This is a genomic window from Thiocapsa sp. (assembly GCF_035467215.1).
Taxonomy (GTDB): domain Bacteria; phylum Pseudomonadota; class Gammaproteobacteria; order Chromatiales; family Chromatiaceae; genus Thiocapsa.
The window spans coordinates 1-15,520 of sequence record NZ_DATITZ010000099.1; the positions used below are offsets into that span (position 1 = coordinate 1).

General features: G+C 65.6%; 14 protein-coding genes and 1 pseudogene. 10 read left to right on the top strand and 5 right to left on the bottom strand.

The window, feature by feature from the left end; all coding sequences use genetic code 11:
- The 10 genes from VLR48_RS05285 to VLR48_RS05330 all read left to right on the top strand — a co-directional run.
- Window positions 1–3,069 (top strand): translocation/assembly module TamB domain-containing protein (locus VLR48_RS05285; protein ID WP_325290774.1); only part of this gene is annotated, 3,069 nt, incomplete at its 5' end.
- On the top strand, window positions 3,066–3,983 hold the full coding sequence (locus VLR48_RS05290) for a lipid A biosynthesis acyltransferase (protein WP_325290775.1): 918 nt from the start codon (window positions 3,066–3,068) through the stop codon (window positions 3,981–3,983). The genes VLR48_RS05285 and VLR48_RS05290, both read left to right, overlap by 4 nt.
- Window positions 3,980–4,966, top strand: a complete 987-nt coding sequence (locus VLR48_RS05295) for a lysylphosphatidylglycerol synthase transmembrane domain-containing protein (protein ID WP_325290776.1) — start codon at window positions 3,980–3,982, stop codon at window positions 4,964–4,966. The genes VLR48_RS05290 and VLR48_RS05295 overlap by 4 nt, the downstream gene beginning before the upstream one ends.
- Window positions 4,967–5,293: 327 nt before the next feature.
- Window positions 5,294–5,668: a succinate dehydrogenase, cytochrome b556 subunit gene (gene sdhC, locus VLR48_RS05300; protein ID WP_325290777.1), complete on the top strand. Its 375-nt coding sequence runs from the start codon at window positions 5,294–5,296 to the stop codon at window positions 5,666–5,668.
- Entirely contained in the window at window positions 5,665–6,009 is a 345-nt protein-coding gene (sdhD, locus tag VLR48_RS05305; RefSeq protein ID WP_325290778.1) for a succinate dehydrogenase, hydrophobic membrane anchor protein, read from the top strand. Before sdhC ends, sdhD begins: the two co-directional genes overlap by 4 nt.
- A gap of 7 nt (window positions 6,010–6,016) precedes the next feature.
- Complete coding sequence (gene sdhA / locus VLR48_RS05310; RefSeq protein ID WP_325290779.1) at window positions 6,017–7,780, top strand: succinate dehydrogenase flavoprotein subunit; 1,764 nt, start codon at window positions 6,017–6,019, stop codon at window positions 7,778–7,780.
- Window positions 7,781–7,994: 214 nt separating this feature from the next.
- Window positions 7,995–8,687 (top strand): succinate dehydrogenase iron-sulfur subunit, encoded by a 693-nt coding sequence (locus tag VLR48_RS05315; protein WP_325290780.1) that lies wholly within the window; start codon window positions 7,995–7,997, stop codon window positions 8,685–8,687.
- A gap of 40 nt (window positions 8,688–8,727) precedes the next feature.
- Window positions 8,728–9,033, top strand: coding sequence for a succinate dehydrogenase assembly factor 2 (locus VLR48_RS05320; protein ID WP_325290781.1), 306 nt, complete (start codon window positions 8,728–8,730; stop codon window positions 9,031–9,033).
- A gap of 131 nt (window positions 9,034–9,164) precedes the next feature.
- Window positions 9,165–10,265 carry a cytochrome-c peroxidase gene (locus VLR48_RS05325; RefSeq protein ID WP_325290782.1) on the top strand — a complete coding sequence of 367 codons (1,101 nt, stop codon included), beginning with the start codon at window positions 9,165–9,167 and terminating at the stop codon, window positions 10,263–10,265.
- 191 nt (window positions 10,266–10,456) lie between these two features.
- Window positions 10,457–10,921, top strand: a complete 465-nt coding sequence (locus VLR48_RS05330) for a protein YgfX (protein ID WP_325290783.1) — start codon at window positions 10,457–10,459, stop codon at window positions 10,919–10,921.
- Window positions 10,922–11,389: 468 nt separating this feature from the next.
- On the opposite strand, the gene VLR48_RS05335 is transcribed toward VLR48_RS05330, so the two are convergent.
- The 5 genes and pseudogenes from VLR48_RS05335 to VLR48_RS20215 form a co-directional block, all read right to left on the bottom strand.
- Window positions 11,390–11,725 carry a hypothetical protein gene (locus tag VLR48_RS05335; RefSeq protein WP_325290784.1) on the bottom strand — a complete coding sequence of 112 codons (336 nt, stop codon included), beginning with the start codon at window positions 11,723–11,725 and terminating at the stop codon, window positions 11,390–11,392.
- A gap of 82 nt (window positions 11,726–11,807) precedes the next feature.
- Entirely contained in the window at window positions 11,808–13,004 is a 1,197-nt protein-coding gene (locus VLR48_RS05340; RefSeq protein ID WP_325290785.1) for an RtcB family protein, read from the bottom strand.
- A 445-nt stretch (window positions 13,005–13,449) separates the two neighbouring features.
- Window positions 13,450–13,821 carry an SRPBCC family protein gene (locus VLR48_RS05345; protein ID WP_325290786.1) on the bottom strand — a complete coding sequence of 124 codons (372 nt, stop codon included), beginning with the start codon at window positions 13,819–13,821 and terminating at the stop codon, window positions 13,450–13,452.
- A 4-nt stretch (window positions 13,822–13,825) separates the two neighbouring features.
- Window positions 13,826–14,560 (bottom strand): class I SAM-dependent methyltransferase, encoded by a 735-nt coding sequence (locus VLR48_RS05350; protein ID WP_325290787.1) that lies wholly within the window; start codon window positions 14,558–14,560, stop codon window positions 13,826–13,828.
- A gap of 624 nt (window positions 14,561–15,184) precedes the next feature.
- A pseudogene (locus tag VLR48_RS20215) lies at window positions 15,185–15,379 on the bottom strand (hypothetical protein); the annotation flags it as partial.
- Between the last annotated feature and the right edge of the window lie 141 nt (window positions 15,380–15,520).

Below are 15,520 nucleotides of genomic sequence, written 5' to 3' on the forward strand. Positions count from 1 at the left end.
CAGCTCGATGCCCGCGCCCCGCAGCTGCCTGATTTCGGACATCTCGCCGTCATGCTGGATGTCCTCTGGGCCGAGCGGATCCTGGAGATCCGCAGCCTCGCGCTGACCGAGCAGGTCTCCGATGCCCTGCTGAACCTCACCGGCCAGGTCGATACGGGAGCGACGCCCGGTCGCTTCGCGCTGGCCGGACGATGGGAGCGCCTGCGTTGGACGTTGAGCGGCGATATGATCGCCGAGTCACCCCGCGGGACGCTCGATGTCTCGGGTGCCTTCGATGCCTTCGACTATGTCCTCTCGCTCGCTGCACAGGGTCCGGACATTCCTGCGCTGACGCTGGACCTGAACGGCACCGGCTCGGAGACAGGAACCCGCATCGACGCCCTGAAGCTCGCTCTGCTCGACGGCGAGCTGCTCGGCGAGGGCGAGGTGGCCTGGTCGCCCGACCTGAGCTGGACACTGAGCCTGAGCGGCAAGGATCTCAATCCGGTTGCCTTGGTGGAGGGGCTCGAGGATCGCCTCTCGTTTCAACTCTCGAGCGCGGGCGGATTGGACGGCTTCGAATACGATCTGGCCGCCCGCTCGGTCGGCCCTGGTCTGCCGCCTTCCCAGCTGCGCCTCGGCGGTCGGGGCGACCGTCGCGAGACTCGGATCGAGACCCTGACGCTCGACACGCTCAACGGGCGAATCGCCGGTCTTGCCACGGTCGGTTGGGACCCCGTGGTCTCCTGGGATGCGAGCTTGGACGCCGAGAACCTGGACCCGGGCACCTTTGCCGCCGAGTGGCCCGGCAGTCTCGGTGGCCGACTGACGAGCCGAGGGTCGCTCGAGCCTGCGGGGCCGAACCTGGTCGCCGCCATCGAGCGGTTCGAGGGCATCGTGCGCGGCTATCCGGTCGTCGCTTCCGGTTCGGTCACCATGCTCGGGGAGACCATCCGGATCGAGGGGCTCAACGCGGCATCCGGTCCCAGCTCCTTGCAGGTCGCCGGACAGATCGACAAGGCGCTGGATGTGAGCTTCGATCTGGAATCTTCAGACCTTGCCAGCTTGGCGCCCGAGGCCAGCGGCAGTCTTATCGCCCGCGGCAAGGTCTCGGGACCGCGCGAGGCGCCGCGGGTCCTGCTCGATCTCTCGGCGCGGGATGCCGAGTGGGCAGGGCAGGGGATCGCCGGTCTGACCGGGACACTGGATCTGGGCTTGTCTCCCGAGGATCCTTTCGAGATCCAGCTCGACGGCACCCGGCTGATCGCCGGCGACATGATCTGGGAGACGCTTTCGGTGCGCGGCGCGGGCCGGATCCCGGATCACCGTCTGGAGATGACGCTAAAGGGCGAGCCGATCTCGGCGATCTTCGAGGGTTCCGGCGGACTCGCGCCCGACGGCGCCTACAACGGGCGGATCATGCGCCTGGATCTCGACACGGCGACCTTCGGCGACTGGGCCTTGCGGCAACCGAGTCCGGTCTCCATTGCCGGTCCGAAGGTCGCCTTCGGCCCCTTCTGCATCCGCGGGCCCAACGGCTCCGGTGGCTGTGCCGAGCTCAACCGCAGCATGGCCGAACGTGCGGTGGCGAGCCTGGATTTCGCCTTAGCCGATTTTGCACTGCTCGGGCCCGTGATGCCGAGCAATCTCGCCCTGAGCGGCAATGCCGGGATCAAGGGACGCTTCGAGATTGCCGGCAACGTCCTGAGCGGCAACGCAACCGCAGAGATCCCCCAAGGCGCGGTCCAGGTGCTGATGGGTGGCGGCCGGAAGGAAACCATCGATTTCTCGGGGACGCGTCTCGGCCTGGAGTCCGGCGCACGTGCCCTCTCCGCCCGGCTCGGTCTACCGCTCGAAGGGCTCGGGCGGATCGACGGGACGCTCGATCTCGCCGGGTGGCGGCTCGACGCCCCGGCGCGCCCGGGACAGCCGCTCGCCGGGAACCTGAGCGGCGAGATCCGGGGACTCGATCGGGTCGCCAACCTGGTTCCCGACATCACCGGGATGACCGGCGGCGTCGAGCTTGATCTGGGGTTGCGCGGCAGCCTCGGCGCACCGGCGTTGCGGGGCGATGCGCGGGTCCGGGATGTCGGCTTCACGATGCCATTAGTCGGGCTGAAGGTGGCCGAACTCAACATCACGGCCAGCGCCCCGGCGGTCGACCGGATGGAGCTGCAGGGCTCGGCGGACGTCGGCGGCGGCCGACTCGAGCTGACGGGCGATGCACGCTTCGGCGGCGGCGGATTCGCCGCACAGGCAAGGGCGTCGGGCACGAACCTCAAGGTCGCGGACACGCGCGAGTATTTCGCCCTGGTCTCACCCGACATCGATTTCGAGGCCAATTCGAAAGGCGCGCGTCTGAGCGGCGCGATCAGGATCCCCGAGGCGCGGATTCGACCCCGGTCTATCCCGGCCGGCGCAAAGACCAAGTCCAGCGATGTTGTCCTGTTGGATCAAGAGCGGAAGAAGGCGGTTCCTCTCGCCATCGATCTGCGTCTGATCCTCGGCGATCAGGTCAGCATCGACGCCTTTGGACTGCGTGGACGCTTGGCCGGGGAGCTGGCCTTGCAGCAGGCCCCGGGACGCGACATGCTGGGCAACGGTCAGTTGCAGATCATCGACGGCCAATATCGGTTGACGACCGGGCTCGGGATTGCCGCCGAGATCGGTGCACCGCTGAACATCGTCCAGGGGCGCATGATTTATGCCAGCAGTCCGATCGGAAATCCCGGTCTCCTCATTCAAGCCGAGCGCGACGGCGGATCGACCGTCGCCGGTGTCCAGGTGCTCGGGACCTTGCGCGATCCCAAGCTCGCCTTCTTCTCGGAGACGGATCCCGGCATGACCCAGGCCGAGATCACGAAGTTTCTACTCACCGGGGCCGCTCCGAGTGCGAGCGGCGATGCGGTAAACCCCGGTCTTGCGGTCGGGACCTACATCGCACCGAAGATCTTCGTGGAATACGAGAGCGGCGTCGGCAACGAATCGGGCGGTGTCCGGATGCGATACGACCTGACCGACCGCATCGAGATCCAAACCGAAACGGGCGGCAATCAGGGCGGGGATCTCTTCTACACCTTCGAGCGATGAGCCTCTCCCATCCAAAGTATTGGCCCAGTTGGTTGGTTGTCGGCCTCGTCTACGCTTTGGGCCGATTGCCCTTTCCGCTGATTTGGGCGCTCGGCAGCGCCGTGGGGCGCCTGACCTATCTGCTCGCCGGGTCGCGGCGCCTCGTCGGGCGGCGCAACCTCGAGATCTGTCTGCCGGAGGCGACCCCGCGCGAGCGCGAGCGCATCCTGCGTGCGCAATTCGGCTGGCTGGGCGTGGCGGCCTTCTGCCAAGGCGTCGGCTGGGGTGCGTCGCGTGCGCGCCTGGCCCGCGTGGTGAAGATCCGCAACCGCGAGCGCATCGATGCCGATATCGCCGAGGGACGTCCGGTCATCGTCCTGGTTCCGCATTTTGTCGGCCTCGAGCTCGGCGGCGCGGCCTTTACCGCGCTGGTCCACTCCGGCGTTTACATGTACCAGCGGATCCGCAATCCGGTGGTCGACCGGCAGGTGCGGCGTGCGCGTCAGCAATACGGCAGCGTCTCCATCGAGCGCCACGACGATCTTCGCGGCCTGGTGCGCGAGATGAAGAAGGGGACGCCCTTCTTTTATCTACCGGATCAGGACGGCGGGCGAAACGGTCTCTTCGTGCCCTTCTGCGGTGTCGCGGCCTCGACCGTGCCCATGCTCGGACGTTTCGCGGCCATGAGCGGTGCGGTCGTCATCCCGACCTTCGCCCGTTTCCTGCCGTGGGGGCGCGGCTTGGAGCTGATCTTCGATCCGCCGCTGGAGCATTTTCCGAGCGGGGATCGTACGGAGGATACACTGCGGATGAATCAGGTCATCGAGGCGCGCATTCACACTATGCCGGAGCAATATTTCTGGGTGCATCGTCGTTTCAAGACCCGTCCGCCCGGCGAGCCGCCCATCTATCCGGCCAAGCGACGTCGGCGATGACTCTCGACCCGGACGAGGAATCCGGCAGCCAAGGCGTTCGGGAGACAGGCGATGGCGGCGTCCTGCGTATTGGTCGCCCGCGCGACTGGGTGATCGGCGCGGCGCTCCTGGCGGCTCTTGTAATCACGGTCGAATGGACGGTCGGATGGGGGCCGCTCCTCTTGCCCTGGCGCACGCTCTCGCCGCTCCTCTTGCTCGCGCTCTTCGGCCTGACCGCGCTGAGCTACGTGCTGCGCGCGGTGCGGGTTTACGACTATTTCGGGTCTCGGTTTCGCGGTTGTTTCCCGACCGTGCTGCGTCTGAGCATGCTGCACAACACGGCGAACAATCTTTTGCCGATGCGCGCCGGGGAGATGGTCTTTCCCTGGTTGATGCGGCGTTACTTCGGTCACGGGTTTCTCGATGCTGCCGCCGCCTTGCTCTGGATCCGGATCCTGGATCTGCATTTTCTGGCCTTGATCGGCATCCTGATCCTGCACTTGCGTGATCCCTCGCCGATCTGGTGGTGGGCTGCGCTGGTATGGCTCGGCGGGCTCCTGCTCTTCTTGCCGCTGCGGGGCCTGGCGTCGCACGCGAGCGGACGGACCGGAAGCGGTCTTGCGTCGAAGCTGCTTCAGCTTGCCCGACGCGTTTTGGCCGCCGCGCCCGCACAGCCCGGGATCATCGCCCGTGTCTATCTCTGGACGGCATTGACCTGGACACTCAAGTTCACCGCCTTCGCGGTGCTGCTCGAGCATTTCCTGCCGCTCGAATTTTGGCGACTGCTCACGGGCGTGATGGGGGCGGAGCTCTCGACCGTGTTGCCCTTCCACGGCATCGCGGGCAGCGGGAGTTACGAGCTGGCGGTGGTGGCGGCGCTTACACCCTTGGGCGTGGATCCGAGCCTTGCGTTGGCCGGCGCGGTCAATCTCCACCTCTTTCTGCTCGGCTCGACCCTGGTGCTCGGAGGCTTGGCCTTGCTGCTGCCCAAGACCTCGGTGTGAGCCGCTACCGACCCGCCGCGCGGTAGCCGACTTGGGCGATCGTGAGCCCTGGGTCGAGTCCACGGGGTCGAGCGGGAAAACCGCAAGACCCTTGGCTGTTCTCAAGATTGAATCGCCTCCTGTTGCAGTGCACAATAATGACCCGACTTGACGGTCTGATGACAGCCCTGCGTCTCGGCACGCGACAGAAGTCCATGATCCGTGCAAGGCTGTCGCATCCCCGAGACCGCAAAACCCCGGGGCGATCCAGGTGTCGAATCGGCCGGGCTAGGGTGGCCCGGCGCGCGGCCGGCGCATCATCGTAGGCGCATCACCAAAGGTTAAAGAATGCAAACAACAAGACCTGTATTCCTGGATCTGTGGCGGATCAAGCTGCCGATTCCGGGTGTCGTTTCGATCCTTCATCGCATCAGCGGTGTTCTGATGGTCCTCGCGATTCCGCTCGCAGCCATCCTCTTCCACCAGGCGCTCTCGGGACCCGCGGGGTTCGAGCAGGTCGCAGGAATCCTCGACGTCTGGCCGGTGAAGCTGATCCTGCTGGTGTTGGCTTGGAGCCTGCTGCATCACCTCTTTGCCGGGATCCGCTATCTGCTGCTCGATCTGGGCCTCGGGCTGGACCGCCCGGCAGCCCGGCAAAGCGCTTGGACGGCGCTGATCGCGGCGATCGTCGTTCTGGTCATCGGTGGAGGGCTGGCGTTATGAGCCGACAAGCATCCGGTCTCATGGCCTGGGTCATTCAGCGCGCCACGGCCGTCTATCTGGCGCTCTTTCTGACCTATCTCCTGATCCAGTTCGCCTTCGACGCCCCGGCCGACCATGCCGCCTTGGTCGCTTGGGTCGCTCATCCAGTTGTCGCGCTGGGTCTCGTGCTCCTCATGCCGCTCTTGCTCGCCCACGCCTGGGTCGGCATCCGCGACGTCCTGATCGACTATGTGCATGTGCTCGGCCTGCGGATCGGTCTGCTGACCCTTGTCGCCTTCGTTTTCATCGCCTCGGGCCTTTGGGCCTTCAAGGCCATCATCACCGCGGGTCTGCAGGGGTAATCCAGGCATGGGAATTCCAACACGTCATTTCGACGCACTCATCATCGGCGCCGGCGGTGCGGGCCTGAACGCAGCGCTCCAATTGGCCGGAGCGGATCTGCGCGTCGCCGTCGTCTCCAAGGTATTTCCGACGCGCTCGCACACGGTCGCGGCCCAAGGCGGGGTGAATGCCGCGCTCGGCAACATGATGTCGGACTCCTGGCACTGGCACATGTTCGACACGGTCAAGGGCTCGGACTATCTGGGCGACCAGGATGCCATCGAGTTCATGTGTCGCGAGGCCATCCCCACGGTCTACGAGCTCGAGCACGCCGGCGTACCCTTCTCGCGCCTGGACAACGGCAAGATCTACCAGCGCCCCTTTGGCGGCCAGAGCCAGAACTTCGGCGGCGATCAGGCGGCGCGCACCTGCGCGGCGGCCGACCGTACGGGTCACGCGATCCTGCACACCCTCTATCAGCAGAATATCCGCGCGCGCACCCACTTCTTCGACGAGTTTTTCGCCATCGATCTGGTCCGCGACGCCGAGGGCATCATCTGCGGCGCCCTGGTGCTCGAGATCGAGACCGGCGAGCCTCTCCTGATCGAATCCAAGGCCACTCTGCTTGCCACCGGCGGCTGGGGTCAGGTCTTCCGCACGACCTCCAACGCCCACATCAACACCGGCGACGGTGCCGCGATGGCCCTGCGCGCCGGCATCCCGCTGATGGACATGGAGTTCTTCCAGTTCCACCCGACCGGCATCGCCGGCAAGGGGATGCTGATCACCGAGGGTACGCGCGGGGAGGGCGGTTATCTCGTCAACAAGGACGGCGAGCGCTTCATGGAGCGCTATGCCCCGCGCGCCAAGGACCTGGCCAGCCGCGACGTCGTCTCGCGCGCCATCGTCACCGAGGTCAAGGAAGGTCGCGGCTGCGGCGAGAACGGCGATTACGTGATGCTCAAGCTCGACCATCTCGGCGAGGCGGTCATCTCCAAGCGTCTGCCGGGTATCCGCGAGTCGAGCCAAATCTTCGCCGGCTGCGATCCGGTCATCGAGCCGATCCCGGTCTTCCCGACCGCACACTATGCGATGGGCGGCATCCCGACCGATCGCTTCGGTCGGGTCGCCATGCCGGCGGGTCACGGCTCCGAGGAGGTCGTGGTGGGACTCTACGCGGCCGGGGAGTGCGCCTGTGCCTCGGTGCACGGGGCCAATCGGCTGGGCGGGAACTCGCTGCTCGACATCCTGGTGTTCGGGCGTCTGGCGGGCAAAGACATCATCGAGTATGTCCGCGAAAATCCCTATCAGCGTTCGGTGGACTCCGCGAGCTTGGATCAGGCCATGGGCCGTTTGGAGCGCTGGGAGCAAAAGGGTGACGGTCCCCCGGTACAGCAGCTGCGTGCCGATTTCCGTAAGTGTATGGAAGATCACGCCGGTGTCTTCCGGACCGAGGAGATCATGACCGAGGGCTACAACAAGCTTTGCGAGCTGCGCGACCGACTGCCCGAGGTGCGTCTGACCGACCAGTCCAAGGTCTTCAATACCGCCCGGATCGAGGCGTTGGAGCTGGAAAACATGATGGATGTCGGCATGTCGATCGCCGTCTCCGCGCTGTATCGCCAAGAGAGTCGAGGCGCCCACTCGCGGCCGGACTACCCTGCGCGCGACGACCAGACCTGGCTCAAGCACAGCCTCTACTACCGGGAGGGCGATCGCATGGACTACAAACCGGTGCGCACCAAACCCTTGACGGTCGAGTCGTTTCCGCCGAAGGAACGGGTTTATTAGGGTTCGGGGTTCAGGGTTCGGGGTTCAGGGTTCAGGGTTCGGGGTTCAGGAGGCAGGAGGCAGGATGGATGCGCCTTTCGGCGGGGCATCCGCCATCGGCCTCGCCCGTATCCGCGGGACTCGGTGATGCGCCGTCCTCTGATCCGGCCTCCGACCACGGCTCGGTGCCGCTGAGCGCTTGCTCGGATGACAACACAACGAATTCAGGTGCGTTATGAAGATCAGCGTCTACCGCTACAATCCGGACACCGATACCAAGCCCCGGATGCAGGACTACGAGGTCAAGACCTTTCAAGGCATGATGCTGCGCGATGCCTTGCTCGAAGTGAAAAAGCACGACGAGAGCTTCAGTTTTCGCCATTCCTGCGGTGAAGGGGTCTGCGGCTCCGACGGCGTCAACGTCAACGGACGCAATGTGCTCGCCTGCATCACGCCGATCACCGAGCTGAAAGAGCCGATCCAGGTCCGTCCCTTCCCCGGCCGCCCGGTGATCCGCGATCTGGTCGTCGACATGACGCAGTTCTACGAGCAATACCGGGCCGTCAAGCCCTATCTGGTGCGTAAGGATCCGCTCCCCGAGCAGGAGATCCTCCAGTCGCCGAAGGATCGCGACAAGCTCGACGGGCTCTACGAATGCATCCTCTGCGGCTGCTGCTCGACCGCTTGCCCATCGTTCTGGTGGAATCCCGAGAAGTTCCATGGCCCCGCCGCCCTGCTGCAGTCCTGGCGCTTCCTCGCCGACAGCCGCGACCAGGCGACCGAGGAGCGGCTCGACGCGCTCGACGGTCCCTACAAGCTCTTCCGTTGCCACAGCATCATGAATTGTGTCGAGGTCTGCCCGAAGGGTTTGAATCCCACCCGGGCCATCGGCAAGATCAAGGATCTGATGCTGGATAAGGGTGTGTAGCGATCCGTTGGCGACTGAATCGACATCCGAAACCACGGCCATGACCGACGCCTCCCGGCAGGCGTCGGACACGGCGCTCGAGATCCGACGGCTGCGCTGGCAATGCCGACGCGGCATGTTGGAGCTCGATCATCTCTTGGATCGCTTCCTCGATCTCGGCTACCGGGATCTCAGTCCGGCCCGACGCATCGACTTCGTCCGCCTGCTTGCCGAGCAGGACCAACGCCTCAGCGATTGGTTCATGTCCCGCGCCGAACCGCCGGATACCGAGCTGCGTGACCTGGTCCGGCACATCGTCGCGGTCGTGCGTGAACGGTGCAGCGGGTCGCCCGACTTGCAGGGGTAGCGTATCGATCGCATCATCTCCTCGCTCTCGAACGGCGCGGCAACTCGGGCTCGCAGGCCGGACCCGGGATCATCTCGCTCGACGGGCAAAGAGGCGCACCCAAGGCCGACCATCATTGGAGGAGACAACGCATGATCGATATCCGCTACCCCATTGCCGGGCTCATTGTGGCCACGTCCCTGTGGATCGTCCACGACCGCAGCAACCAGGCCCCCGAGTCGAGTCCCGAGCCCGTACCGCCGCCGATCGCGGCATCGGGGGGCGACTCTCCCGTGACTGCCGCGGGGTCCGCTCCCGTGACGGCGATTGATCCGGCACCGGCTCGCCCCTCTGCTTTGCCCCCGATGGTCCATCCAGACGATAACCCCGCGACCGCCGAGAAGATCGCGCTCGGCAAACAACTCTTTGTCGATCCGCGCCTCTCGGGCAGCGGCGAAATGGCGTGCCAGGGCTGTCATTATCGCCATCTCGGCTGGACCGACGGGCGGACACTTTCGCCGAAGGACAACGGGGATCTGAATACGCGCCATACCCCGTCGCTGTACAACACGGGCTACCAGACCGCCTGGTACTGGGACGGCCGTGCGACGACCCTCGAGGGTCAGGTGCTGGCCGCCTGGAAGGCCCAGATCAACGCCGACCCGGAGCAGGTCGCGCCGCTCATTCAGGCTGTCCCCGGATATGCCGCCCAGTTCGAGACCGTCTTCGGCGGCCCGGCCACACCGGAGACGATCGTCAAGGCGCTCGCCACCTATCTGCGCACCAAGAACAGCGACGAATCGCCCTGGGACCGCCACGAGATGGGCGAGGCCGGGGTGGTCACGCCGGACGCCATCGCCGGACAGGCGCTCTTCGTCGGCAAGGCCGGATGCGTTGCCTGTCACTCGCCGCCCTATTACGGCAACAGCACCTTCTACAACGTCGGCCTGGAGCACGGAAAGGAAACCCCCGACCCGGGGCGATTCAACGTGACCAAGGACGAGGCGGATCGCGGCGCATTCAAGACGCCTTCGCTTCGGTCCGTGGCCTTGAGCGCACCCTATTTCCACGACGGCAGTGCGCCTACGCTCGAGCTGGCGATCCGCTACATGGCCTCCGGCGGCAATCCGGATCCGAACAAGTCCGAGCTGCTGGTCGACCGCGGCCTGACCGACACCGAGATCTTCCAGCTCGGCGCCTTCCTGCGCACACTCACGAGTCGGGAGACCTGGGATATGCCCGAGATTCCATGATCTGACCGGGTTACTCTGCGGGGACACGACCTGTTTCCAGCAGTGTGTCCGGCCGGAGGATTGATCAGCATCCGTAGGTGCAAATCAATTTGCACCTACGGATGCGCGTCGCGATCGATCGGAGGGTCATGACGGCGAGTTTCGACTCGAATGCAGAAGTCCCGCTCCAGCACGATTGATCCGGTTCTACGATGGGCTCTCACCGCGAACGTCCGCCGCTTTTGATCCGCCCCGGGTTGTCCCGGCACTTCGCCTTGTTTGTCGTGCTGACCCATCTCGCGGCGGCGGCGGTGATCCCGGCACTCCCCGGCGGCCCGCCGTCGTTGCTTCTGCTGCTCCCGGTCGCTCTCAGCGCATGCTATGTGGGCTATGTCGATGTCCTACGGCGCGCGCCTTGGTCTCTAGAGTCGGTCCTCTGGGAGTCGGACGGGACTTGGCGGATTCGATTCGTCTCGGGTGCCGAGCGCGAGGGGAGCCTGTGCTCGGCTACCTTCATCGCCCTCCCGCTCGTCGTGCTCAACTTCCGATTCGGCTTCCTGCGCCGCCACACACTTCCCATTTTCGCCGATGCGCTCGATGCGGAGCAGCTGCGCCGCCTGCGACAGCGGCTCCGCATCGAGGGTGCGGCACGGGATCGAGCCTCCGACCTGCCCTGACGGCCTGTTTTGCCTGCGGGGTTTGGGGTGACTTCCTGCAGAAGACGCAGGTCATCGACACTCAGGGGTCACGCGAGCCCGAGACGCTCCCGACTTACTCGGTACGCGCTTCGACCTCCTCGCCCCACCTAAGTGAGGGGGGGGCGGGCGGGATATCCTCGAAGCTGTCGCCGCCCGCGGCGATGGTGAACTGCCGGGATTCCTCGGGGCCGCCGGCTCGAGGGTCGCGATCCGAATCGAATGAACATGGAACATGGCATTCTCCTCCGCAGTTGACATAATCGCCGCGGCCTTGACCGGGCCGCGACGGATCCTTTTTCCAGTCTAGCCCAAGGGTCGAAGATCCGTGTCTCGCCGTCGCCTCGACTCCGGCCGCTCGGGTGGCCAACCCGTGGTGCGATCCCCGGAGCGACGGATGGGGCAGGGCAGGCAACGCGCCGCTCGAAGAATGCCCGGCGCGGCTTCGCCTCAATGCGTTCCGAGCCGCCGCGTCTTCACCAGATCCCCGCGATAATCGACGAAGTCCATCATGTGGGCGCCGAGTCGGGCCGCGTAGTCTTGCGGCGTCGGCGTGTCGTGCGGATCGACCTCGCGGTCGTGAGCCAGATCCGGCTCGACCATCTCCACGGTCACATAGGCGAGCAGACCCTCGGCGATCAGATTGGCCGCCTCGCATTGCCACTGCGGGCGCTCCCGGTCCAGGAGCGCCTGTTGATCCTCGCCGAGCGTGCCCGCGCGCAGCGCCGACCAGCTGTCGACCAAGAGTCGGATGAGATCGTCTTCGGTGGGGTCCTGGTCGTTCATCGGGCTCCGAGGTTTGGGTGTGGCGGCTGCCGGCGATTTTAGACCCTTCCGATCTCTCCGCGTACCGGTCGTCATACCGCCCTCAACCCTTCACGCAGACCACCTGTTTCAGCGTATGCACCACCTCCACCAAGTCGGCCTGGTTGGCCATGACCTGGTCGATGTCCTTGTAGGCACCCGGAATCTCGTCGAGCACACCCTTGTCCTTGCGACAGATCACCCCTTGGGTCTGAGCCGCCAGATCCGCCGGCGTAAACTGCTTCTCGGCCGCGGTGCGGCTCATCCGTCGTCCGGCGCCATGGGCACTGGAGCAGAAGCTCTCGGGATTCCCCTTGCCGCGCACGATGTAGCTGCGCGCGCCCATGCTGCCCGGGATGATGCCGAGATCCCCTTCCCGCGCCCGGATCGCACCCTTGCGGGTGACCCAGACGTTCGACCCGAAGTGGTGCTCGCGCTCGACGTAGTTGTGATGACAGTTCACCACCGCCTCGGTGACCGAGAAGGCCGGCAGATGCCGGGCGAGTGCGGCCAGCACCAGCGCCATCATCTGCTCGCGATTCTCCCGCGCATAGGCCTGCGCCCAGGACACCGCAGCCACGTAGTCGTCGAAGTGCTCCGAGCCCTCCGGCAGATAGGCGAGATCCCGATCGGGGAGCTGGATCATCCAGCGCTCCATGTCGCGCCGGGCCAGCTCGATGAAGTAATGGCCGATGGCATTGCCGATGCCGCGGCTGCCCGAGTGCAGCATGACCCAGACGCGCCCGGACTCGTCGAGGCAGACCTCGATGAAGTGATTGCCGCCGCCCAAGGTTCCGATCTGGTTGATCCAGTTGGAGAAGCGGCCGAAAGCCTTGAGCAGCTGCGGGTGCTTCTCGGTCAGCGCGGCCAGCGGCGCGGCGAAGGGCGTCGCCGCCTCGCTCAGCGCACGCGCATCGGTGTGCTGGGAACGCCCCACCGGCACGTCGCGGCTGATCTGGTCGAAGACCTTCTTCAGCGCCCGCTCGTCGAGCTGCTCGGCGCGGAGGGAGGTGCGCGCGGCCGCCATGCCGCAACCGATATCGACCCCCACGGCGGCCGGGATGATCGCCCGGTCGGTGGCGATGACACTGCCGATGGTGGCGCCGATGCCGGTGTGCACGTCGGGCATGGCGGCGACGTGACGATGGATGAAGGGCAGCTTGGAGAGGTTGACCAGCTGCTCTCGCGAGCGTGCGTCCAGCTCCTCGGTCCACACCTTGACCGGCTTTTCGCCCTCGGTGATGACTTGCTTGATCGTCATGGCTCCTCCTGCCGCGCATTGGGCGGCGCACGATGGCACGGCCGACGGCGGCCGTGCCGGACACTGGCGGGGAGGATGCGCTGGAAAGGGACTTTGGGTGTCCGGTCTTGCTGCTCCCCGCCGGATCGACTGACGGGGTAAAACCGGTCAAGCGATCAGAATTCGCGCGTCCTTGGCGCTCCGAAACGGCGATGACCGCTGTCGGAGGGCCGATAGGATGCGCAGATTGGATTGAGCTCGCGGTGTATGCGGAACAGGCAGCCGCCAACGGATACGCGCGCAGACCACGAGCCGCGGGAGGCGCTCGGTGGAGTCGTTGCGATGAGGCTTGGTCGGCGCACGTGGATGACTCGAAGCAAGGTGATCGATGTCTGTCGACCGCATCGGCGGCCCGGGATTTGGCAGCGAGGATCCTACGCTCGATCAAACAGGCCCGCAAGCAGGCTCAAAACCATGCCCGCGCCTCGATCCGGCGCAAGGCCGTATCGCAAACCAACCCGTAGAAGGGCGCCCAGCGCGGGATCTCGAAGGTCACTCGACAGCGAGAAGGTCCGAGCGGATCTACGCGATGTCCGGTCGCGTCAATGCCGGCGACCTGCCAGGCCCAGGCGTTCTCGGGCTCCCAGCGGGTGATCTCGAAGGGGAGCCAGAGGCCGACCGAGGTCTGGATCCGCCCGCGCATGCCGGGGCCGATCAGATGCGAAGGAGCTTCGACCGCGCGCAAGCTCGGCCCCCAGCGCGGCCATTCACGCGTGTCGATCAGGATCCGCCAGGCGACGCCGACGGGGGCTTCGATGATGCGGTCGACTCGATGCACGGGATCAGTCCTCGGCGGGTTTCTCGAACACCATGAAATGCTGTGTAGGCAGCATGTCGAGGGTCTCGACCCAGCGCAGTCCGACGGCTTCGAGCTCGGTAATCGCTTGCGCTTGGGTCATCTTGTGCAGCGGCTTGATGGGAACCCGTGGATCCTCGCCGCGATATTCGATCAGAAAGACCCGCCCGCCCGGTCGCAGTGCCCGACGAATGCCCTGCATCATCTCGAAGGGATGGGCGAACTCGTGATAGGCATCGACGAGCAGCGCGGCATCGAGACTCTCCGACGGCAGCTTGGGATCATCCTCGGCGCCGAGGACCGGGGTCACGTTGGTGATCGCCCGCCGCTCGATGCGTTTGTGCATGACCTCGAGCATCTCCGGTTGCACGTCGACCGCGTAGACGCGACCCGCCGGGACGGCCTCGGCGATGCGGAAGGTGAAATACCCGGTGCCTGCGCCGATGTCGGCGACCTGTGCATCGGGCGCGAGTCCCATGCCCTCCACCACCCGGTCGGGCGTCTCCTCGACGACACGGGTCCTTCGCTCCAGCCAGGCGGCGCCCTGGTGGCCCATGACTTGGGAGATCTCGCGACCGAAATAGGTCTTGCCGATCCCGTCGCGGCTCGGCGCGCGGAAGGTGTAGAGGTCATCGGAAGACAGAGCGGGTTCGGCCTGCGCGGGCACGGCTGCAAGCAGGCACAAACCGGCGAGGAGGAGGATTGATCTTCGGCGGCTCATCGAGGCGTTCTCCGGTGCGGGCGGGCATCCGAGTGTGGATGCGACGATTCCACCAATGCGGGCGTTGGCCCGCGAATCTACTCCCCCTCGGTTCCGGTCGGCATCGACGAGTGATGCTGACCGCAGCACACTCCGGCCCGCAAGAATCAACCCAGGTTCGTGCGGAGCATCCTTGCCCGCCAGTCAGCCTTTTGCCATTGGACGCTCACCGGTGCCTCTCGGAAGAACCCTGGCCTCCCCCGATCCCGGTGTCTTACAGAAGATTTGTTTGAACAAGCCCTCGGCGGCGAATCCGTTGCCGCCGATTGGCTCCCGGACAGCGGGACTCGGGCGCGGGCGATCGAAGCCATCGAGGTCCTGTACCGGTAGATCGAAGGGGCAGCCGGCAACGTCACGACCGAACTGGTTCTTTTCAGCCGTTCGGGGGCGGACGATCGTCTGTCCGGGCGCGTGCGTGATGTTTACGGGATGGATCCGCGCGACGCCACGTTCCTGCCGGACCGCATCGAGCTCACGACGATCATGCCGAAAACGGGCGATCCGCATTGCTGCCCGACGGGAACGGCGCGCTGGTCGACCCCGAGGAGATTCCGCGGCTCGAGCGGCCGAATGGTGCGAAGGCTTGAGACGCATCAGCTCGGGGTTGGCGTCCGCCAGGTGGGTCAGAAAACGCTTGCCCGCCTTGCCGATGTGCGGTGCGACCTCGGTCAGCCAGGTGGCCGTTTCGACGGCCTCGATCTGGCAGAAGAAGGGGCGAAGACTGCTGAAGGGATGATGGCGCCAGTGCTGCAGGAGGCGTGCGGTCTCCCGGGTGACGCGCCTGTTGTTTCCCATCCTGATCCGCAAACCACCGGCCATTTTTGCAGGGAATTTTCCACCGGTGATGTCGTTTTCCGGTGAAGCAATGCGGTAAGCGCGGAGCGCGGATGTCCCGCACGCTTCACCGGCGTGCATCCTCGC